We start from the raw sequence: 17,768 nt of genomic DNA on the forward strand, positions 1-17,768 counted from the left end.
CTTATTCGCGATCAGCAGATGGTGGCGAGCAAGGGTTGTCGATATCCCCTTTGCGAACCGGCGGGGACGACTCCCTGTCGTCCGTGGGCGTTTCCCGCAAATGCCGTTGCAGCCGCCAGGCGAGGACTCCGACCAGGACGACGCCCAACCCGAGTACAGCCCAGAGTGACAGCGTTCGCCAAGACGGCGACGGAAGGCGCGGCAACAGAGCCTCCGGACCTCCCAGAGTGACGACGGCGCCGGGGACGAGCCGCTCCGCCTCCGGAACACCTTCACCGGCAATTTCCGCACTGTGCAGCAATTCGGCGCCAGCGGTCAGCGGAGCATTGAGGTTGGCGTTGCCGTAAGCGAGCAGGAAAGGCCCCGTGCCGCGCACCAGAAAGAGCAGGCGGTCCGGCCGCCAGCCGAATTCCAGCCGCGCCCCGGCGAGACTGTCAGCGCCCTGTACAAACCAGTAGCGGTCTCGGGAAGCAGTTAGCAAAAGATCCGTACTGGCCAGTTCGCGCTCACCGAAGCGCAGGCGGTAAACCAGCGCCTCAGCCCGATGACGCTCCGGCCCTTCGGAGTTTTCTCCGGAGGACAGGCGCAGACGCGCCAGATTGTTGGCCTCGGCGAAGCTCACACGCAAGGCGGCGACGGGCAAGCGCCCGCCGAGGTCGACCCGGGAAACCCCCGGCGTCGCCGTCACCGGCAACCAATGGCGAATCTCCGGCAGCACGGCACGGTTGGAGCGCCCCAAGGCGACCACCCGCGCCGGTTCGACTGGCGGCGCGCTCCCGCGCCAGCGCAGACACAGATAACGCCCCAACGCCGTCGGCAGGTCAATGCGCTTGTGCTCCAAACGCCGCCCCTGATAGTCGAGGCGGGCAAGGACAGCGCGGGTCAGCGGTCGCCAGGCCTTCAGATGATCGCTCGTCACCACCTCGACTTCGCCGAAAAAATCGCCGCTGCCGTTCCATTCCAGTTCCAGGGCGGCGACGGGAAAATCCACTCCGGCCAGATCAAGCAGATAGCCGGAAACAGTTGTCGTCGTAGCCGGTTCCGCCTGAGAACGGGTCTGGATTTCCACCCGCCAGTCGCCGGGAGCCTCGGCGATGCGTACCGCGAGGGTGTCGTCGGAATCGGCGGCGGTCCGCAAGGGGAAGAAGGGAACGGCCCGCGCCGCGCCGGGACTCTCGGTAATCATCGCCTCGGGTCCGCGCAGCAGATGGGGCACCTCTTCGCCGGTGCCGTTAAAGACCCGCAGATCCCCCAGATCGGCCCGGGTCAGGGTGCGATAGACAGCGAGGGGCAATTCCACCTCGGCGAAGGGCGTGTCGCCGCTCGGGGTCAAAGGCAGACCGTAGGCGAAATCCTCGGGCAGACTCCGAGCGTTAGCCGGGGCACCAACGACGAAGCAGAGCAAAGCAGCGAGCAGCAAAGATTTCATGAATCCTCCCGATCCCGGTCCGCCCGTCCCGGCAGCGGCGCCAGATAGCCGACGGCCAAGCAGAGGAGTCCGACGCCAATGAAGGAAACGATCCGCTCGACGGTACTGGTCCGGGCCAGATCGAAGATAAAGAGTTTGATCATAACCACCCCGATCAGCCCGGCGCCGACCCACCAGAGGGTGCGCAGCCCCTTGCGCGCCGCCCAGAGCATCACCGCCAGGGCGCTCAGGGTCCAAAAGATGGAAAAGGAGGTCTGAGCCAGATCGGAGGCGAGCAGCGCCCGGGGATGAAAGGGCACCTCCCCCCAATGGTGGAGGGTCCGGACGAGGATGGCGTTGAGCCAGAAAAAGACGGTCGCCCCGGCGAGGATGAGCCGCTCCCGCCGCCGCATCCCCAGCGGATTGAGGGCGAGACGCGTCGTCAGGGTCAGGCTCCAGAAGGCAACCGCCAGCAGCACCAGCACCTGGGCCAGATCGAAGGGGTTGAGCAGAGGCAGATAGGAAAGCGGCCGGGGATCGCCGGGGCTGAAGAGATTCGCCCCGAGGGTGCCGAGCCCGAGATAGCCCACAACCGGCAACAGACCGGGATAGAGATAGTCACGGCGGAAGGAAGCAAGGGGCCAGCGCGGGGTATTCCACAGTCGGCAGAGACCGAGGACGAAGGCCGCCGGGAGGATGCCGAGCACCGCCAAAGTCCAGGTGCCGGCGCCGCCGACAGCATGATCGGTCCACCAGGCCGCCTCCCAGGTGACGAGCAGGATCAGCAGCCAGAGCAGGCCGAGATGAGGATAACGCAGATAGGCGGCGGCAGCGAATTGCTCATCCCGATAGAGCAGCAGGTAGTGAAGAAGTAGGGCCAGGGGCCAGGCGAGAAAGCCGCCGTGGAGCGAAGGCGGGCCATGAAATTCCAGCGCCGTAAAGAGCAGAACCAGCCCCATGACCGGCAACAGCCCGAGGTAGACCCGGCGTAGATAAGGCCAGGCGAGCCGTACTCCGAACCAAAAGGCGACCCCGGCGGATAGGGCGCAGAAGGCCAGATTCTGGACGGGACGCAGAGCAAAGGGCGCGAAGCGGCCGATTTCATGAAACCCGGCGCCGAACCACCAACACAGTCCCCAGGCCAGGGTCAGATGGCTTTCTAGCGCCGCCGTCGGAAATTCTCCGACCCGCCGCCACAAGCACCAGGCGCTGAAAAGTCCGGCCAGAGCGACGAGCAGCGCGCCGAGACAGAGACCGTTGAGGATTGGCAGGCCGGTCGCCGCTCCCGGCAAAGCCGTCAGAAAGGAAATCCCGGCCAGCACTTGCAGGATCAGGCCGAAGATCCGGGGCGCCCGGCGCTGCTGCTTGAGGGCGATCCAGACCAGCGCCGCCCCCTCCAGCGCCCAGGCCGCCGAGGTCCAGCGTCCGTCCAGGGCCAGGGGGATGGCCACCGTGGCAAAGACAACGCCGGTGGCGAGAAAGGCCTCGATCAAGGTACGCAAAGCGGGCTGCCCCTGCCGCCACAGCCTCCAGGACAGGCCGACATAGATCAGCCCCAGCACCAAGGCCGACCAGGCCAGGCCATAGGTGTAGGGACGGACCAGCACCGCCTGCAGGACAAAAGTGACGATCGGCGTGCCGAACACCAGGGTACCGTCGATGTAGCCCTTGAGGTTGAGCGGCTGGTTGCGGGCGAAAAGAAGGCCGAGAGCGAGATAGAAGAGAAAAAAGAGAATCAGGAAGGGCTCGGTCGTAGCGAACATCTCCGGGCGGTAGTTGCTCGCACCCCAGAGGGCGCCGATGCCGAAGGTGAAGAAAAAACCGAGCAGGTTCAGTTCCCGCCAGGAACGCCGGCGGGCGGTATAGAGAATGCCGACATTGAGCAGGGCGTAATAGCTGAAGAGCAGCACATAACTGCCGCCGCCGGTGGAGGTCAGCACCGGCGCCAGAAATCCGCCGACGATGCCGAGCACCGCCAACACCCGGGCGTTCTGGGCAATGGCCAGGGTCGCCGAGGCGATGGCGAGAACGATCAGCAACGGCAGGGCGAATCCGGCCGGGAGCAGCTGGTAAAGCTTCAGCGCCGCGAAGATCGACAGATAGAGGATGCCGATCGCCGCCCCTTGCAGGATCAGGGCGTAGCCCGGGCGTTTCAGCCGCAGATGCCAGCCGCACAGGAGCAGAGCGACAGCGCCGAGGCTGACCCCGAGCAGACGCAGTTCAATCGGCACCAGATTCCGTTCAGCCGAGTATTTGAGCAGAAAGGCGACGCCGAAAAAGAGGACCACCGCCCCGGCCCGCACCACCACATTGCCGCCAGTGAAATAGGTGACGAAAATATTCCACCATTCGTTCTGTCGGGGGGATTCCGGGCCGGTGCGGGGCGCTGACGGAGAGTTCGGTAGCCGGGGTGGCGACGGTGGGAGAAGCGGCTCCGCGACCGCCATCGGTACATCCGGCGTGAAGATGAAATCGTCGACGACCGGCGGCGCAACCGGCGGGGCGGATTCGGAAGCGGTGGCCCCGCCTTGGACTTCGGACAGTTGCCGCTCCAAAGCGGCCAGGCGACGGCCCAGGCGCAAATGACGCAGCCAGAAGATCCCGAGAAAGGCTCCGAGCAGGGCGCCGACCACCTCCCGGCTGTGCTCGGAAAAAAGCCAAGCCCCGCCGATCAGCCCCACCAAACCCGCGATGAAATACATGCCCCCTCCCCGGTTTCCGGACCCTTACTCCGAATTTCGTTCCGCTTCGTCCAGACCGTCCAACTCTTCCCGACGCAGACCGAGGCGTTCCAGATACCGATAAAGCGTTGCTCGATGCACCCCCAGACGGCGGGCAGCGGCGCTGAGATTGCCGCCTTCGGCCCGGTAGGCCCGGCGGATCGCCCCTTCGGAGAGTTCCACCGGCCGCAGGCTTTCCGCCGGCGGCGAAAGGAGCAGTCGCTCGCTCTCCAGGGGATAAGGCGGCGTCACCACCCGCGCTTCCCGCAATGACTCTCCCCATTCGCCGGGGGAAAAGTTCTGCCGCTCGCGAATCCACTCGGCGAAGGCGCGGGCGCCGATTACTTCCCCTCCCGTTTCGATGCAGACCCGCTCCAGCACGTTGCGCAGTTCGCGGACATTACCCGGCCAAAGATAGGACTGCAACAGGGCGACGGCCTCGTTGGTCAGGCGTTCGATGCGCCGGCCGTACCTGGCATTGAACTGGCGAAGAAAATGCTCCGCCAGCAGGGGGATATCCTCGCTCCGTTGGCGCAGGGGGGGCAGATGAATACGCAGCACCGACAGGCGATGATAGAGATCGGCGCGAAAGCGGTTCTGCCCCACCGCCTGCTCCAACGGCACGTTGGTGGCGCAGACCACGCGCACATCGACCGGATATTCTTGCTCGCCACCGACCCGTTCGACGCGTTTCTCTTCCAGCACCCGCAGCAGCCGGGTTTGGGTGTGCAGCGGCATGTCACCGATCTCGTCGAGAAAAAGGGTGCCGCCGTCGGCCCGTTCGAAGCGTCCCTTGTGGGTACGCAGGGCGCCGGTGAAGGCCCCCTTTTCGTGGCCGAACAGTTCCGATTCGAGCAACTCCTCGGAAATCGCCGAACAGTTCACTGCCACATAGGGCCCCGCCGCGCGGCCGCTCCCCTCGTGCAGGGCGCGAGCGACCAACTCCTTGCCGGTGCCGGTCTCGCCGGTGATGACGACGGAAGCCTCGGTCGGGGCGTAAAGGGCGATCTTACGGAAAACCTCGCGAATCGCGGCGCTCTCCCCGACCAGCCCGGCGAAAGCCGGCGGCTGCTCACTCCGGGCCGCCCGGTCCGGACGAAAACGCACATGCACGAGCCGGCCGCTGTAATCCTCGGCCAGACCGGCGGGAAAGAGATCAGCCAGCAGATCGGCCCGCGCCCCGGAAAAACGCAGCCGGATGCCGGTCAGCGGCCGCTCTTGGCTCGCCGCCTCGTTTATCAGCTCCGCCAGGGACGGCACCGTCCCGGCGAGGGCCCGATCGGGATCCATCCCTTTGAGGCTTTCCACCGGCCGGTCGAGCAACTCGGCCAGCCGCTCCGAGACCCGAACCAGGCGCGGACGCCCCTCCGGCCGGACCAGCACCACCAGGTCGGGGGTAGCCGCCGGCAGATCGCTCTCAATAATCGGCGGGGCGTCGTTCATGGCAGCGTCCGGGGAAATGGGGGTGGCACGCGGGGCGGATACAATCGAAGGGACTTGCGGCAATCTGACCACGCCGACGAAGAAGCGCAAGGATTGACGGCTTAACCTCGCTCGGCTATTAATGGCAGACTCGACCGCGACCTTCAACCACTCAACGACTACGGAAGGATTGAATATGGCCTGGTTCTGTCTGGTGCTGGCGGGATTTTTCGAAATCGGCTGGGCGGTAGGGCTCAAATACACCGTCGGCTTCACCCGTCTGGGGCCGTCCCTGTGGACCCTGGCAGCCATGACCCTAAGTTTCCTGCTCCTCAGCCAAGCCCTGAAGACGTTGCCCATCGGCACCGCCTACGCCATCTGGACCGGCATCGGCGCCGCCGGCACCGCCCTCTTCGGCATGCTCTTTCTCGGCGAACCCCGGGAAGCCGCGCGCCTGCTCTGCCTGCTGCTGATCCTCGCCGGCATCACCGGCCTTAAGCTCAGCGCCTAAACAGCGGCTGCTCTCAGTCCTGAAGCTCCAGGGTTGACTGCTGCACCGTTCCGCAATCGGGACACCGGAAAACCCGGGTGTCGTACCACCAGGGTTCCGGCCCCCAGTAGGCCGGATTTTCGAAAGAGTCGAGATGTTCCACATCGTTGAAACGCTTCGGCGCATCGCACTTCGAACAATGCAGCCAGACCCGACCTTCGTTACAAGCATTGAGAAATTCAGCGGGATTGGACATTTCACGCTCCTGAAAAAAAGAATAGGCACAGAATAGCGCAAGGACGGGTGCGGGACAACCAGGAAAAAAAAGGGTGGCAGGCGGAAAAGGTTGCTTACCGACTTCGGATTACCAGACGATATCCTTGAATTTCACCCTCCAACCCCAGAAAAACCTCATGTACGGCTACTTCGACTACGAACACCCCCTCTTTCGCCCGCCGAGCGAGGCGCACAGCCTGATCTTTCAGATCACCCTCGGCTGCTCGCGCAACCGCTGCACCTTCTGCGGCATGTACAAGGGCAAGCCCTTCCACGTCCGGCCGGTTGCGGACATTCACACCGAGATCGAAAGCATCCCGCCGGCGCACCGGCCGCACATCCAGCGGATTTTTCTCGCCGACGGCGACGCGCTGATCTATCCCCAAAAAGGGCTGCTGGAGATTCTCGATGCCCTCGACCGCACCTTCCCCCGCCTGACCCGGATCGGCGTCTACGCCTCCCCCGCCAGCCTCGCGGGCAAAACCGCCGAAGAACTCGCCGCCCTGCGGGAGCGCAAGCTGCGCATCCTCTACTGCGGCCTGGAAAGCGGCGACGACGCCACCCTGCTGGCCATCGACAAAGGCTACACCTCCGGAGAAATGCTGGCCTTCTGCCGCAAAGCGCAAAGCGCCGGAATTAAACTCTCGGTGACGGCCATCCTTGGCCTGGCCGGGGCGGAGCGCTCCCGGGAACATGCCCGGGCCACGGCGGAATGGATCAGTACCCTCTCCCCGGAATACTTCTCGCTCCTCACCCTCTTTTACCGCCACAACGACGACTTTCTGCGCGGCATCGTTCCCCTGACCCGCGGCGGCATTCTCGAAGAGGCGTGCGAACTGCTGCGCCACCTCGCTCCCCACCGCACCATCCTTCGCTCCAACCACGTCTCCAATTTTTTGCAGCTGGCCGGCAGCTACCCCAAAGACCGACAAATCCTCATCGCCCAGGTCGAAAGCGCCATCGCCCGTGCCCGGAACCACCCCGAGTGGTACGACGAGATTCCGGACTACCGGGAAGAGATCTACTGAGCAGAAATGGTCCTGGCGCGAAGGACAGGCCTTCCCGAAGGGTGTTGAACCGATGAAGTTATTGCAAAACAAGATCTGACCCCACATGGATGACGCCAAGGATTACCGACGGAGAGGGGCGGAGGTTGCAACCAGCCGCCCCTCTCCGTTGGGTTATTCCCCCGCGGAATCTCCCTTGCCCGGGAGGGTCCAGATCAGGGCGAGTGCCCAGCCGATCACCGACCAGCCGGTGAGCAGATTCAGTACGAAAATTCCCACCCGGTTCGAATGCCCCTTCTTGAAGGCGAGAATCGTCGGCACCAGATAGACGGCAATCCCCAAAACCAAAAAGGGCGCCCGATCCCAGCGGGCAAAATAAGTAAAGAATTCCACCGCCCGCCGATAACCGTCGGCCACGGCGGAAACCGAAACCGACCAGAAAAAGCCAACAACCGGCACCAAAATGTAATAGACAACGGCAACGACCAGGCCGACGGCGACGACATTAACCAGCAGATTCAGCAAACGGGAACGATCGAACGGCAAGGGTTTCTCCTCCCTCAATCTTAAATACGGAAAACAAGGGCGGCTCCGTTTCCAGTCCTTCCTTCCGCCCTGCTTGAAGTTACGCCGCCAATTCCTGAAGAATTTCAGGGTAACGGGTAGCGACTTTAAGAAGGGTGGCCGCCGCCCCCGAGGGGACTTTCCTCCCCTGCTCCCATTCCTGCAACGTCCTGACGGAAACCCCGAGAAGTTTGGCGAAAGCGGACTGGGATAGCCCCGTTGCCGCCCGGGCAAGGGCGACCTGCGCCCGTTCGGAGGTAACGATTTCATCCTTTTCGACCGTTCCATCGCGGCGTGTGACAATGCAGCGCACGGTGCCATCGTCCTGTGGAATGAAATCCGTCTTCTTGGCCCAATCCCCACGCTTGCCTTCCGGCAACGCAGCAAGCAATTCCGCATTCAAGTCGCGAGTTTTTTCCCACGATGCGAGTTCGGCCTCGGACAACCTAGTCATGACTGAAACTCTCCTTGATTTTCTTTAACAAGCCGAGGTCTATATTTTCCTGAACATTTTTCGCGTACATGGTGACCAAAACAATCTTTCCATGGGCGAGTCGCAAAAAATAGATCACCCGTACTCCACCTCTTTTTCCGTGGCCCTGCGCCGCCCATCGCAACTTACGACACCCACCCGAGCACGGAATAACATCCCCCGCATCAGGGTTCCCCAGCAAATAGGCCTGAAGAGAGAGAAACTCCTCTTCATCAAGGTATTTTTCACGGACAGCCGAAAATGGCTGCAATTCAACGAACTGATATATCAAATATACGCTTTAGACGGATATGCGTCAAGGGAAGCACTAGAAATTCGCCGTCCTTACCCCTCCATCACGATCACCGAATGGTCGCCGATGTTCATCTTGCGCGGCGAGCCGATGAGGGAGACGTTGTCGCCGAGGATCGAGTAGTGCAGGATGGTGTCCTTGGCGCGGCTGTTGGCGTTGATGATCGAATCCTTGACGATGGCCTCCTCGATGACGCAGCCGGGGGCGACGGAGACATCGGGGCCGAGGATGGAGTTGCGCACCACTGCGCCCTTGGCGATGTGGACCGGTTCGATGAGGACCGAGTTGTAGACCTCGCCGTGGATGTGATGGCGGCTGCGCAGCAGATAGCGGTTGGTTTCGAGCAGGGTCTCAGGCTTGCCGCAGTCGAGCCACTCATCCAGTTCGGGGGCGCAAAAGCGGGCGCCGTCTTTGATCATGCGCATGAAGACGGCGGGCAGGTAGTATTCCCCTTTCACCGTGTCGCCGGCGGCGATGGTCGCGTCGATGTAATCCATGAAGCGTCGGCCGTCCTTCAGGTAGTAGAGGCCGACCTGGGCGAGCCTGGAAATGGGGGTGTCAGGCTTCTCAACCATGTCGATGATCAGGCCGTCCCGCAGCACGTTGACGCCAAAACGCTGGTAATCCTCCACTTCCTTGGAGTAGATCAGGCCGTCGCAGTCGGCGCAGAGTTTGGGGATGCGCTTGAGCTCGGTGACGAAGATGGTGTCGTTGAAGACCACCAGCACGTCATCCCCCTCATGGATGTACTCCCCCGCCAGCGAAACAGCGTGGGCCGGGCCGAGGCGATCCTTCTGCACGATGTAGCGGCAGACGACTTGGGGAAATTTTTCTTTCATGCAGGCTTCGACCTGCTGGCCGTTCTCGTCGGTAATGAAGATCAGTTCGATGTTATCGAGCACCAGCAGGCGACTGACGATGTGTTCAAGGACGGTCTTGCCGGCCACGTGAACCAGGGATTTGGCTTTGGTATGGGTGTGCGGACGCAGACGAGTGCCTTTGCCGGCAACGGGAAGGATGATTTTCATGGCGGCTCCGGATGTTGAAAGTATTGGCGTCGCAAGCCGGCTTTCGGTAGGATGCACGGCACCCACGCGCTTGGCTGCAAACGCTCAAAAGTTTAACTTTTTTCCCGACAAGTCACAAGGGATTCACCCGAAGGAGCCGCCATGACCGACCATCTGGTCCGTATTCTCAGCAACGACGGATCGCTGCGCGCCGTCGCCGCCGCCACCAAAAACCTGACCGAAAAAATCCGCCGCCTTCAAGAGACCGACCCCACCGCCACTATCGCTCTCGGCCGCCTGGTCGCCGGCGCGGCGCTGATGGGGGCGTTGCTCAAGGGGGATCAGCGACTGGCGCTGATGATCGAAGGAAACGGCCCGCTGCAACGCCTGCATGCCGAAACCGACGCCTACGGCCATGTTCGCGGTTCGATCAAAAACCCGATTGCCGGGCTGCCGCCAAAAGAGGATCGTTTCGACGTTGCCGGGGCGGTGGGCAGGGCGGGTTTTCTGCACGTGGTCAAGGACCTCGGCCTGAAGGAGCCGTACCGAGGCATGGTCCAGCTCTACAGCAGCGAAATCGCCGAGGATCTTGCCTACTACCTGACCACCTCGGAGCAGATACCGTCGACCGTCGGCCTCGGCGTCGCCCTCGACCAGGATTTCGCCATCGCCGCCGCCGGCGGCTTTCTGGTGCAGGCCATGCCTGACGGCGACCCAGAACTCATCCCCCTGCTCGAAAAGCGCCTGCGCCATCTACCCCCCATCGCGAGCCTGTTGCGCCAAGGGCAAAGCCCGTTGCAGGTTCTGGAAGGCCTTTTCCAGGATATCCCCTTTACCGTACAACTGGAAACCCCCCTGGAATTCCGCTGCACCTGCAATCTGGCCCAGGTCACCGCCATGCTCCGTGCCCTCCCCGCCGACGAGATCCGCGCCATGATCGAAGAAGACCAGGGAGCCACCGTCACCTGCGAGTTCTGCAAGCAGCGGTATCATTTCACCGCCGAGGAACTTTCCGCCTTGCCGCAGCTCAAGAATTAAGGGAAGGGTCGGCCGAAGGCCTACACCTCCCCACAACACCAGCAGCAACAGGCCGATCAGCCCTTTCTCATCGTTGCACCTCATCGCCCGCAGTTTCCTCAGGCTCGCCGTTCAACTCCTGCAAGCGCCAGAGCCGAGCATAGAGACCCCCTTGGGCCAGCAACTCCCGGTGCCCGCCGACCTCGGCCACACTTCCTCGATGCAGCACATAAATGCGGTCGGCACCGGCGGCGGTGCGCAGCCGATGGGCGATGAGCAAAATGCTCCGCGCGCGACCGGCGCGGTTCAGCGCCGCCTCCACCCGCTCTTCGCTGAGGCTGTCGAGGCGGCTGGTCGCCTCGTCAAGAATCAGCAGGGCGGGATCGCTTGCCAGCGCCCGCGCCAGGCAGAGCAGCTGCCGCTCGCCCGAGGAGAGATTGCGGCCGCGCTCGCTCAGCATCCCCTCAAGCCCCCCCAGCCGCTCGGCGACCTCCTCCAGACCGCAATCGGCGAGCAGAGCACGCAGGGCGGCATCGTCCAGTATCCCCGCCGGATCAAGATTGGCACGCAGCGTCCCGGCAAAGAGGAAGGGTTCCTGCGAGACCCAACCAATGCGGCGACGCACCTCGGCCGGGTCAAGCTCGTCGATATCGATTCCGTCGATGAAAATGTGGCCCGCCGACGGACGGTAAAAGCGAAGCAGCAATCGGGTCAGGGTACTCTTGCCGCTCCCGGTGGCCCCGACCAGGGCCACCCGCTCACCGGGGCCGATGTGCAGGTCGAGCCCCTTAAGCACCGGCGTCTTGCCATCGTAACTGAAACTCACCCCCGCGAACCGGACCTCGCCGGGGCCCTGGGGGTAAGTTTCGGAACCAACGGTTTCTTCCGGCTCGTCGAGCAACTCGAAGATCCTTTCCAATGAGGCGTTGCTGGCCTGAAGCACAGAATATTTGGCGGAGAGATCGCGCAGGGGGATAAAGAACTTCTGCACATATTCGATGAAGGCGACCAGGGTGCCAAAACCGGCGATTCCGGTCAGTACCTCGCCCCCCCCTTGCCAGAGGATGGCGGCGATGGCCAGCGCGGAGAGGACTTCGACCAGGGAATAGAGAGCGGCGTCCCACTCAATGGTGCGGAAGGTGCTGTCCCGATAGTCGTTCTGCAGGGTCTCAAACTCATCGAGAGTACGGCGCTGCTGACCGAAGAGGCGGACTTCGCCGATGCCGGCGATGCGCTCGGCGATGAAGGCATTAAGCCCGGCCAGACGCGCCCGCACCTGGCGCATGGCGTCGCGCATGTTGCGGCGAAAGAGGTAAAGAATGATGAGCAACGGCGGCACCACCGCCAGCGCCACCAGGGTCAGGTTCGGGCTGAGCCAGAACATGGCGGTGACGATGCCGATCAGGGTAACGATGTCGCCGACCGAAGCGATGACCCCGGCGCCGAAGAGTTCGCCGACATTCTCCACATCGCTGGTCAACCGGGTGACCAGGCGGCCCGAGGGATGGCGGTCGAAAAAGGCCGTGGGCAGACGCAGCAGCCGCCGGAACCCTTGGCGGCGCAGATCGGCCATGATCCGTTGTCCCACCGCCTGAACCAGATAGCCTTGGGCGAAGAGGAGCAAACTTTCGCCAAGCAATGCGAGCAGAAAGAGGAGCGCCAGCCCGGCGAAACCGTCGAGGGTTCCGGGCACGATGTGATTGTCGATGAGCAGCTTGATCAGATAGGGCTGAGCCAGCTTGACCCCGGCGATGAAGGGCAAGAGCCCCAGAGCGATGACGGCTTGGCCGCGATAAGGGCGAACCATGGCGACGAAGCGGCGGAAAAGCCGCCAGTCGAGATGACGACCGCTAACGGTGTCAAGTTCGGGGTGACCGTGCCTCATGCCGGCTCCTCCAGTTCCGCCAGCAGCCGCTCCCGTTCGGCGAGGCGGGCGTAGCAGCCCTCAGTCGCCGCCAGTTCGGCGGGCGTGCCCTGCTGGCAGATACACCCGTCTTTGAGCACCAGCACCCGGTCCATCCCCTGCAACTGGGAAACCCGCCCCGAGGCGAGAAACACGGTGCGCCCGGCCAGGCGGGGACGCAGCCGCGTCCAGACCTCGCGGGCGGTGCCGGCGTCAAGATGGCTGAAAGGATCGTCGAGGAGCCACAGCCCGCCGTCGGCAGCCAACGCCCGGCCAAGACAGACGCGCTGCCGCTGCCCACCGGAAAGGGCCAGCCCCCCTTCGCCGACGCGGGTGGCGTAGCCTTCGGCGAAGTTCACCACTTCCTCCTCCAGACAGACCGCCTCGGCGATTTGCTGCAGCAGACCGTCATCGCCATCCGGCACCCCGTAGAGGAGATTTTCCCGCAGCGTACCGCTGAACAGCCGCCCTTCCTGGGGGACCGCCGCCAGCCGCCGGCGATAGGCGGCGCCGTCGAGGTCGGCGAGATCTTCGCCGTCGACAAAGACCATCCCCGCCTCCGGCCGATAGAGCCGGGAGAGCAGCTTGAGCAGGGTGCTCTTGCCGCTACCGGTCCCCCCGGCAACCCCAACCAGGGTGCCCGGGGGGATGTCGAAGGTCAGCCCATGCAGCACCGGCCGCTCGCCGTAAGCAAAATCGAGTCCGTCCGCGCGCATCCCCGGAGCCCGCAGGTCGCGGGCGACGGTCCCGGTAAAAGGGGGCGGTTCCGCCGTACCGAGGAGGGGATCGAGCCGCTCCATGCTCGCCGCCGCCCGCTGGGTCAGGGTCAGAACCCAGCCGAGGAGCAGGGTCGGCCAGGCGAGCTGCACCAGATAGGCGTTGAAGGCGATCAGCTCGCCTAGGCTGAGGGCCCCGGCCACCACCCGGGCACCGCCGAAGTAAAGGGCAAGGAGGGTGGCAAGAGGACCGATGACGGTCATCACCGGCAGCACCAAGGCGCGCAGACGGGCTAGGACCAGATTGCGTTCCAGGTAATTGTCGTTGAGATCCGCGAACCGCCGGCACCGGTCCTCGGCGAGATTTCCGGCGCGGATCACCGCCTGCCCGGAAACCCCTTCCTCCACCGCCTCGCTGACCCGGCCGAGACTTTCCTGAACGCGAGTGGAATGGTGCAGCAAGTGGCGGCTGACCACCTTGACCACGATCAGCATAAAGGGATAGGGGAGCAGGGCGATCAGGGTCAAGCCCGGCGCCAGGGAGAGAAGCATGATCACGGAAAAGAGATAAACCAGCACAGCGTTGGCCAGGGTCAGCACCCCGAACCCGGCAAGCATGCGGATATTGGTGAGATCGTTGCTAAAACGCGAAAGAAGATCGCCGGTGCGGTGGCGGTCGAAAAAAGGGGCGTCCTGAGCGAGCAGGCGGGTGAGCAGATCGCGGCGCAGATCGACCTCGATGCGCCGGGCGGTGCGCAGAAAGCGCAGTCGGGAAAGCTGCCGGGTACCACCGCGCAGCACCGCGGCCAGGGCCAGCAACAGCGCAAACCGGATCAGTCCCCGATAATCTCCGGCCTCCACCGCCTCGATCCCGCCTTTGAGCATCCAGGGGATGACCATGGCCAGGGCGTTGGTCAAAACCAGCCAGACCACGCCGGCCAAGAGCAGCCGCTGATAGGGGCGCAGATAAGGGATGAGGAAACGCAGGCTTTTCACGAAGAACCTGTCCGAGTGGAAGAAACATCCATTTCAAACAAAAGCTTTCACCACCGAGGGCACCGAGGACACAGAGAAAAACCCTGAGAATTAGTTATGTTTTTATTGTTTGTTTTTTCGGTGTCCTCTGTGTCTCTAGTGAGCACAGCGAACCGCATCCTACTCTTCCTGCTCCCCGCGAAAGGCCGGATGCCCACGCAGCAGGTCGAGCAGCCAACTGGCGGCGAAGCCGTTGGCGAGACCGGCGCCGAGGGCGAAGAGGAGAAAGGCGGGGAGCAGCTGCCAGAGGCCGGGGTGGCGCACCAGCAGCAGATAGGCCAAAGCCAGCTGGCCGAGAGCGTGGCCGACAGCGCCCAGGGCCGAAACCCCGACCGGGCCGATACGGCGACCGCCAAGACGATAGGCGGCGGTCATCACCGCCGTGGCCGCCGTCCCCCCGGCGAGGGAGAGGAAGAAGCCCGGAGAAAAGAGGGTGCCAACCACCAGCGAGCCAAGCAGAACGCGCCCCAGCGTCACCCCCCAGGCGGCGCGGGGGCCGTAAAGAAAGAGCGCGGCCAGCGTCAGGATATTGGCGAAACCGAGGCGGAACCAGGGGGCCGGAGCGGGCAACAGGTATTCGAGGGTGTGCAGCGCCACCGCCAGGGCGGTGAAAAGGGCAAGAAAGGTCCTGCGGCGCGCCGCCGCCAGCACCTGCGGATCAACGGCTGAGGAGGTCATGTGCCGCCCCCTTCCCCGCGCCCTCGATACGCACCAGCAGTTCGTTGGGCACACAGGCCAGCATCTCCCCGGCGCAGGCGATGGCACCCATGCCGATGCAGGCCTTGGTCGGACAGGGGGACGCGAGGATGCGCACCTGGCCGTCGCGAATCTCCAGCCGCGTTATCCCCAAAGGCCCCTCCAGGTCGACGACCCGGTTCTCGGCCAGCGGCGCGCTGAAAAGCAGCCGCCCGCCGCGCTCGACCAGCACCCTCTCCCCCTGGGGCCGGGCGCCGAGCAGAAAAAAAGAGGCCAGAATCCCCAGTAGCAGAACCGCCACGATCAGGCGATCGAGGCCGGTTGTGCGCGCCCAAAGTGCCTTCATGGCCAGCGCACCCGCTCTTTCAGCGCCTCGGAAAGACTGACGGTGCCGTCGGCGGCAACCACCAAGGCCAGCCCCCCCCAGGCTTCCACCAGCCGCCGCCCCGCTTCGGGGCCGAGAACGAAGGCGGCGGTGGCCAGGGCGTCGGCTTCGGCGGCGCTCGCGGCGACCACCGTCACGCTTTGGCAGGCGTCGGCCGGGCGGCCATCGTGGGGATCGAGGATATGATGATAGCGCACCCCGTCAATTTCGAAGAAACGCTCGTAATCGCCGGAGGTGACGACAGCAGCGTCAGCCAGTTCGAGGGTGGCGAGAACCGCTTCGGGATTGCGGGGATGTTGGATGCCGATGCGCCAGGGGCGGCCGCCGTAGTCGCCGAGCAGGCGCAGGTCGCCGCCGGCGTTCACCGAGGCGTGACGGATACCAGCCGCCTGCAAGGCGGCAATGGCCCGATCAACGGCATAACCCTTGGCGATGGCGCCGAGATCGACGTGCAGGACGGCCTCCCTTTTCGTTACCCGCCGCCCTTCCAGGCGCAGGGATTCGGGACCGATGCCCTGCAACGCGGCGGTGATCGCCATATCATCGGGAACGCGCGGCGCGTCCCCAGCGAAGCCCCAAAGCGTCTTGAGCCGGCCCAGGGTCAGGTCGAAGGCGCCGCCGCTCGCCGCCGCCACCCGCAGCCCCAGCGCCAGCAAGTCGGCGGTCGCGGCGGAAACCTCCAGAGGCCCGGCGGCGGCATTGAGTCGTGCCGTTTCGCTGTCGTCGCGATGGGCCGACATGCGCGCCTCGACCTCGGCCATGGCGCTGAAGGCGGCCGCCATCGCCGCCTCCGCATCAACGTTTGCCCCGCCGTCAAGAAGGGTAACCTCCACCACCGTCCCCATGAGCACCCGGGCGCGGCGAAACTCGCCGGGTTCTTCCCCGCGCCGGCCGAACAGAGCCAGTGCCGACAGGAGGATCACCAGCCCCAGGGCGAAGAGGCGCGAACGAGACAAGGCTCAGTCCTCGACGATCTCGCCGATCAGGTCGTAATCCGAAGAATCGGTGATGCGCAAGTCGACGATGTCGCCGATTTCGGCGTTTCCGGCGGTGATGTAGACCTGGCCGTCGATGTCCGGCGCCTGGCAGATGCAGCGTCCGCGCAGCAACAGTTCGGTTTCCTCGCTGTAGCCCTCCACCAGCACCGGCTCGACCCGCCCAACCAGTGCCCGGTTTCTGCGAAAGGAGACGCGCTGCTGGGATTTCATCAGCTTGGCGTAACGGGATTTCTTGATCCGCTCGGGCACCTGCCCCTCCATGGTGGCGGCCGCCGTCCCCTCTTCCCGGGAGTAGCGGAAAACCCCGACCCGCTCAAAGAGCCCTTCGTTGACGAACTCGTGCAGCTTGGCGAACTGCTCCTCGGTCTCGCCGGGGAAACCGACGATAAAGGAGGTGCGCAGGGTCAGATCGGGAATACGTTCGCGCAGGCGGCGGATCAGGGAGCGGATGGAAGCCTCGTCGATGCGCCGGTTCATCTGCTTGAGGATGGCGTCATCCACATGCTGAAAGGGAAGATCGAGATAGTTGCAGATCTTCTCTTCGCTGGCGATGAGCTCGATCAATTCGTCGCTGATACCGTCGGGGTAGGCGTAGAGCAGGCGCAGCCAGCGCAGCTCGTCGATCTTCACCAGTTCGCGCAGCAGGCCTTCGAGCCGGGCGCCGTCGTCGCGGTCGGCGCCGTAGGCGGTGATGTCCTGGGCGATAAGATTGACTTCCTTGACCCCGTCGGCGGTCAGACGACGGACCTCGGCGACGATCGAGTCGATGCTTCGCGAGCGCAAGGAGCCACGCAGCCGGGGGATGACGCAGTAAGAGCAGTGGTTGTCGCAACCCTCGGCGATCTTCACGTAGGTCGAGTAGAAAGGGGAGGATCTGACCCGGGGCGTGGTGTGATCGTAAAGAAAATCGGGCCGACTGATGGCGGTGATCTGCTCGCGCCGTTTCAACTGCGCGTCAAGCAGGGCGACCAGACGGGGAGCATCGGCGGTGCCGACGAAGAGATCGACCTCGGGCAACTCGGCGGCCAGTTTCTCGCCGTAACGCTGGGGCAGGCAGCCGCTGACCACCAGCATTTGGCAACGTCCATGCTTTTTGTGGTCGGCCACTTCGAGGATGGTGTCGACCGACTCCTCCTGGGCGTCACTGATGAAGGCACAGGTGTTGACGATAATGATGTCGGCCTGGGTTTCGTCGGTGACGATCCGGAAGCGATCGGTAGGCAGATGGCCGAGCATGACCTCGGCGTCAACCAGATTTTTCGGACAGCCGAGGCTGACCAGACTTACGTTCAGTTTGTTCAAGGGGATTTCCTTCGGAAATCAGGAAAAAGGAAAAAGG

17 protein-coding genes are annotated in these 17,768 nt (G+C 63.8%); 3 read left to right on the forward strand and 14 right to left on the reverse strand.

From position 1 onward, the window contains the following. Nucleotide 1 precedes the first annotated feature (1 nt). From RBR25_RS08405 to RBR25_RS08415, 3 genes are read right to left on the reverse strand one after another with little or no spacing between them, the layout of a single operon-like run. Nucleotides 2-1,429 (reverse strand): DUF3999 domain-containing protein, encoded by a 1,428-nt coding sequence (locus RBR25_RS08405; protein ID WP_432819105.1) that lies wholly within the window; start codon nt 1,427-1,429, stop codon nt 2-4. Next, nucleotides 1,426-4,110 (reverse strand): DUF2339 domain-containing protein, encoded by a 2,685-nt coding sequence (locus RBR25_RS08410; RefSeq protein ID WP_432819106.1) that lies wholly within the window; start codon nt 4,108-4,110, stop codon nt 1,426-1,428. The genes RBR25_RS08405 and RBR25_RS08410 overlap by 4 nt, the downstream gene beginning before the upstream one ends. A gap of 24 nt (nt 4,111-4,134) precedes the next feature. Continuing rightward, the gene (locus tag RBR25_RS08415; RefSeq protein WP_432819107.1) at nt 4,135-5,571 is read right to left on the reverse strand and encodes a sigma-54 interaction domain-containing protein; all 1,437 of its coding nucleotides are present in this window, start codon (nt 5,569-5,571) and stop codon (nt 4,135-4,137) included. A 175-nt stretch (nt 5,572-5,746) separates the two neighbouring features. Here RBR25_RS08415 and sugE point away from each other — a divergent pair, with 175 nt between their 5' ends. After that, the gene (sugE, locus tag RBR25_RS08420) at nt 5,747-6,061 is read left to right on the forward strand and encodes a quaternary ammonium compound efflux SMR transporter SugE (RefSeq protein WP_432819108.1); all 315 of its coding nucleotides are present in this window, start codon (nt 5,747-5,749) and stop codon (nt 6,059-6,061) included. A gap of 13 nt (nt 6,062-6,074) precedes the next feature. On the opposite strand, the gene RBR25_RS08425 is transcribed toward sugE, so the two are convergent. Beyond that, on the reverse strand, nt 6,075-6,296 hold the full coding sequence (locus RBR25_RS08425) for a hypothetical protein (RefSeq protein WP_432819109.1): 222 nt from the start codon (nt 6,294-6,296) through the stop codon (nt 6,075-6,077). Between the two features lie 157 nt (nt 6,297-6,453). On the opposite strand from RBR25_RS08425, the gene RBR25_RS08430 reads away from it, so the two are divergent. Then, nucleotides 6,454-7,344 (forward strand): radical SAM protein, encoded by an 891-nt coding sequence (locus RBR25_RS08430; RefSeq protein WP_432819144.1) that lies wholly within the window; start codon nt 6,454-6,456, stop codon nt 7,342-7,344. 153 nt (nt 7,345-7,497) lie between these two features. On the opposite strand, the gene RBR25_RS08435 is transcribed toward RBR25_RS08430, so the two are convergent. The 4 genes from RBR25_RS08435 to RBR25_RS08450 form a co-directional block, all read right to left on the reverse strand. Next, on the reverse strand, nt 7,498-7,869 hold the full coding sequence (locus tag RBR25_RS08435; protein WP_432819110.1) for a superinfection immunity protein: 372 nt from the start codon (nt 7,867-7,869) through the stop codon (nt 7,498-7,500). 79 nt (nt 7,870-7,948) lie between these two features. Then, nucleotides 7,949-8,341, reverse strand: coding sequence for a helix-turn-helix domain-containing protein (locus tag RBR25_RS08440; protein ID WP_432819111.1), 393 nt, complete (start codon nt 8,339-8,341; stop codon nt 7,949-7,951). Continuing rightward, nucleotides 8,334-8,651, reverse strand: a complete 318-nt coding sequence (locus tag RBR25_RS08445; protein WP_432819112.1) for a type II toxin-antitoxin system RelE/ParE family toxin — start codon at nt 8,649-8,651, stop codon at nt 8,334-8,336. The genes RBR25_RS08440 and RBR25_RS08445 overlap by 8 nt, the downstream gene beginning before the upstream one ends. Before the next feature lie 53 nt (nt 8,652-8,704). After that, nucleotides 8,705-9,700, reverse strand: a complete 996-nt coding sequence (locus RBR25_RS08450) for a sugar phosphate nucleotidyltransferase (RefSeq protein WP_432819113.1) — start codon at nt 9,698-9,700, stop codon at nt 8,705-8,707. A gap of 141 nt (nt 9,701-9,841) precedes the next feature. Here RBR25_RS08450 and hslO point away from each other — a divergent pair, with 141 nt between their 5' ends. Then, a complete protein-coding gene (gene hslO, locus RBR25_RS08455) occupies nt 9,842-10,717 on the forward strand; it encodes an Hsp33 family molecular chaperone HslO (protein ID WP_432819114.1) in 876 nt (291 codons plus the stop codon). 67 nt (nt 10,718-10,784) lie between these two features. On the opposite strand, the gene RBR25_RS08460 is transcribed toward hslO, so the two are convergent. The 6 genes from RBR25_RS08460 to rimO all read right to left on the reverse strand — a co-directional run bounded on the left by RBR25_RS08460 (nt 10,785) and on the right by rimO (nt 17,731). After that, nucleotides 10,785-12,581, reverse strand: a complete 1,797-nt coding sequence (locus tag RBR25_RS08460) for an ABC transporter ATP-binding protein (RefSeq protein WP_432819115.1) — start codon at nt 12,579-12,581, stop codon at nt 10,785-10,787. Next, nucleotides 12,578-14,311: an ABC transporter ATP-binding protein gene (locus RBR25_RS08465; protein WP_432819116.1), complete on the reverse strand. Its 1,734-nt coding sequence runs from the start codon at nt 14,309-14,311 to the stop codon at nt 12,578-12,580. The genes RBR25_RS08460 and RBR25_RS08465 overlap by 4 nt, the downstream gene beginning before the upstream one ends. Before the next feature lie 159 nt (nt 14,312-14,470). Continuing rightward, on the reverse strand, nt 14,471-15,028 hold the full coding sequence (locus tag RBR25_RS08470) for a Gx transporter family protein (protein ID WP_432819117.1): 558 nt from the start codon (nt 15,026-15,028) through the stop codon (nt 14,471-14,473). Then, complete coding sequence (locus RBR25_RS08475; RefSeq protein WP_432819118.1) at nt 15,009-15,392, reverse strand: NusG domain II-containing protein; 384 nt, start codon at nt 15,390-15,392, stop codon at nt 15,009-15,011. Before RBR25_RS08475 ends, RBR25_RS08470 begins: the two co-directional genes overlap by 20 nt. After that, the gene (locus RBR25_RS08480; protein ID WP_432819119.1) at nt 15,389-16,387 is read right to left on the reverse strand and encodes an FAD:protein FMN transferase; all 999 of its coding nucleotides are present in this window, start codon (nt 16,385-16,387) and stop codon (nt 15,389-15,391) included. The genes RBR25_RS08475 and RBR25_RS08480 overlap by 4 nt, the downstream gene beginning before the upstream one ends. A gap of 3 nt (nt 16,388-16,390) precedes the next feature. Beyond that, entirely contained in the window at nt 16,391-17,731 is a 1,341-nt protein-coding gene (rimO, locus tag RBR25_RS08485; protein ID WP_432819120.1) for a 30S ribosomal protein S12 methylthiotransferase RimO, read from the reverse strand. Between the last annotated feature and the right edge of the window lie 37 nt (nt 17,732-17,768).

The organism is Trichloromonas sp., assembly GCF_034006665.1.
In the GTDB taxonomy this organism is placed as follows: domain Bacteria; phylum Desulfobacterota; class Desulfuromonadia; order Desulfuromonadales; family Trichloromonadaceae; genus Trichloromonas.

Bases quoted from the DNA above. Each gene is read 5' to 3' on its own strand.
- sugE (WP_432819108.1), top strand. From the start codon at position 5,747: ATGGCCTGGTTCTGTCTGGTGCTGGCGGGATTTTTCGAAATCGGCTGG.
- RBR25_RS08470 (WP_432819117.1), bottom strand. From the start codon at position 15,028: ATGACCTCCTCAGCCGTTGATCCGCAGGTGCTGGCGGCGGCGCGCCGC.
- RBR25_RS08410 (WP_432819106.1), bottom strand. From the start codon at position 4,110: ATGTATTTCATCGCGGGTTTGGTGGGGCTGATCGGCGGGGCTTGGCTT.
- RBR25_RS08415 (WP_432819107.1), bottom strand. From the start codon at position 5,571: ATGAACGACGCCCCGCCGATTATTGAGAGCGATCTGCCGGCGGCTACC.
- RBR25_RS08475 (WP_432819118.1), bottom strand. From the start codon at position 15,392: ATGAAGGCACTTTGGGCGCGCACAACCGGCCTCGATCGCCTGATCGTG.
- RBR25_RS08430 (WP_432819144.1), top strand. From the start codon at position 6,454: ATGTACGGCTACTTCGACTACGAACACCCCCTCTTTCGCCCGCCGAGC.
- RBR25_RS08450 (WP_432819113.1), bottom strand. From the start codon at position 9,700: ATGAAAATCATCCTTCCCGTTGCCGGCAAAGGCACTCGTCTGCGTCCG.
- RBR25_RS08425 (WP_432819109.1), bottom strand. From the start codon at position 6,296: ATGTCCAATCCCGCTGAATTTCTCAATGCTTGTAACGAAGGTCGGGTC.
- RBR25_RS08405 (WP_432819105.1), bottom strand. From the start codon at position 1,429: ATGAAATCTTTGCTGCTCGCTGCTTTGCTCTGCTTCGTCGTTGGTGCC.
- RBR25_RS08460 (WP_432819115.1), bottom strand. From the start codon at position 12,581: ATGAGGCACGGTCACCCCGAACTTGACACCGTTAGCGGTCGTCATCTC.
- RBR25_RS08440 (WP_432819111.1), bottom strand. From the start codon at position 8,341: ATGACTAGGTTGTCCGAGGCCGAACTCGCATCGTGGGAAAAAACTCGC.
- hslO (WP_432819114.1), top strand. From the start codon at position 9,842: ATGACCGACCATCTGGTCCGTATTCTCAGCAACGACGGATCGCTGCGC.